The sequence below is a fragment of the Nitrospira sp. BLG_2 genome (assembly GCF_049222245.1).
Map to the genome: position 1 here is coordinate 1 of NZ_JBLYIG010000642.1, position 1533 is coordinate 1533.

Below are 1533 nucleotides of genomic sequence, written 5' to 3' on the forward strand. Positions count from 1 at the left end.
CGATGCCGGATCTTCAGCTTCGATCACTGTTTGAATCAAGAGTTTCAAGAAGCGCGCAAGGATCATAACTATGTACGAAGAGCCATATCGGTGGGTGGAAGCAATCGGAAATCGCCGACAATATCTCGACGATCAGCTTGAGGAGGGGGCTCCTGTCGTCGGCGTCGCGTATGAGCGCGGCATTTTGCTCATGACAATGAGCAAAGGCACGCCGAAGTTATATGAGATTTACGATCGCTTAGCTCTGGGAGGCATGGGTCACCCGGCCGATTTGGAGAAGCTGCGCTTCAACCTGCTGGAAATGGCTCACGTCGAAGGATTTAATCGTTCCGCTTCCGATGTGACCGGGAGTCGCCTGGTGAAGTACGGTATCGCACCGGTCATCAAACAGGCGTTCGAGGAAGTGTTCAAAGCCCCCTTCATCGTGAAAATGTTGTTGGCGGAATTAGGCCGGAAATCCGGAAAAGATGGTTTTTTGACGATCAACTACGACGGAACTTTTGAGGAAAAGAGGCAGTATGCGGTGCTTGCCGCTACGCCGGCGGCCGAGCAGAAGATGATCGAGTATGTCCGGAAACAGTCCATTGGATCGCTGAAGGATGCTGTGGATGCGGCAATTCGTACGTGGGCGGTCGGTGATCGAGCGCAACGCCCAACACTGGAGGATGGCGAAGGCCATGACGAAGCAAAGACCGGCCCTGATCAATCAATGACTGACGTGGAGACGCTCTATGCTCATCTACGTCGGTGCATTGCCGAAAAAACAATTGAATGTGCTCTGCTTGATCATCACGTGCAAGGACCATCTAAATATCGAACACTTGGGGCTGATGAGCTGAGAACAATGCTCCCGGCGGATCTGAACCCATCACTTACCGAATCATGTTGAATCGCATCTTTGGCTTGGAGACTGAATACGGACTCTTGGTTCACGAGGATCGTCCCGACCATTCCCCGACATGGTTTGCCCATAAGATTCGTGACTATCTATTCCAGGTTCAGCGGCGAGGCGTGCTGGACCTGCACCATCGCGGGCATGACGAGCCTCCGGGCAATGGAGGGTTTCTCATAAACGCCGGACGAATCTATCTGGACATGGGGCATTTAGAGTATGCCTCGCCGGAATGCCATTCCCTCACGGATGTGGTGGCGTCGGACCGTGCCGGTGACCTCTTGCTGCAGCAAGCCATCGAAGAACTCGGCTTCTCAGAACAAGTGTCCTTGATCAAGAACAACGTCGATCATGAAACGGATGCGACCTTCGGATCGCATGAAAACTATCTGGTTTCTCGACGATTTCCTTTTTCGAGGCGCGGGCTGGCACCGCTTGTGACTTTTCTTGTGACCAGGCAGGTTTTTACCGGCTCGGGGCGGGTCGGTTCCGCCGCTCCACAAGATTCTTGGATTCAGACGGATCGGTTGCTCATTCCACGTTCGGCTCTCGGTGCGCGTCATGTATCGGAGCCGCCCTTTCAAATCTCCCAACGTGCCGACTATATCGTGAATGACTTTTTCGAATGGGTGCAGCACAAT

2 protein-coding genes are annotated in these 1533 nt (G+C 53.3%); both read left to right on the forward strand.

What is annotated here, in order from left to right; all coding sequences use genetic code 11:
• Positions 1 to 70: 70 nt before the first annotated feature.
• A complete protein-coding gene (locus ACOSYY_RS17060) occupies positions 71 to 889 on the forward strand; it encodes a hypothetical protein (RefSeq protein ID WP_421664002.1) in 819 nt (272 codons plus the stop codon).
• A partial coding sequence (locus ACOSYY_RS17065; protein ID WP_421664004.1) for a proteasome accessory factor PafA2 family protein occupies positions 883 to 1533 on the forward strand: 651 nt, incomplete at its 3' end. The genes ACOSYY_RS17060 and ACOSYY_RS17065, both read left to right, overlap by 7 nt.

What these genes read in the sequence shown, in the direction of transcription:
- ACOSYY_RS17060 (WP_421664002.1), top strand. Translation starts at nt 71, where the DNA reads ATGTACGAAGAGCCATATCGGTGGGTGGAAGCAATCGGAAATCGCCGA.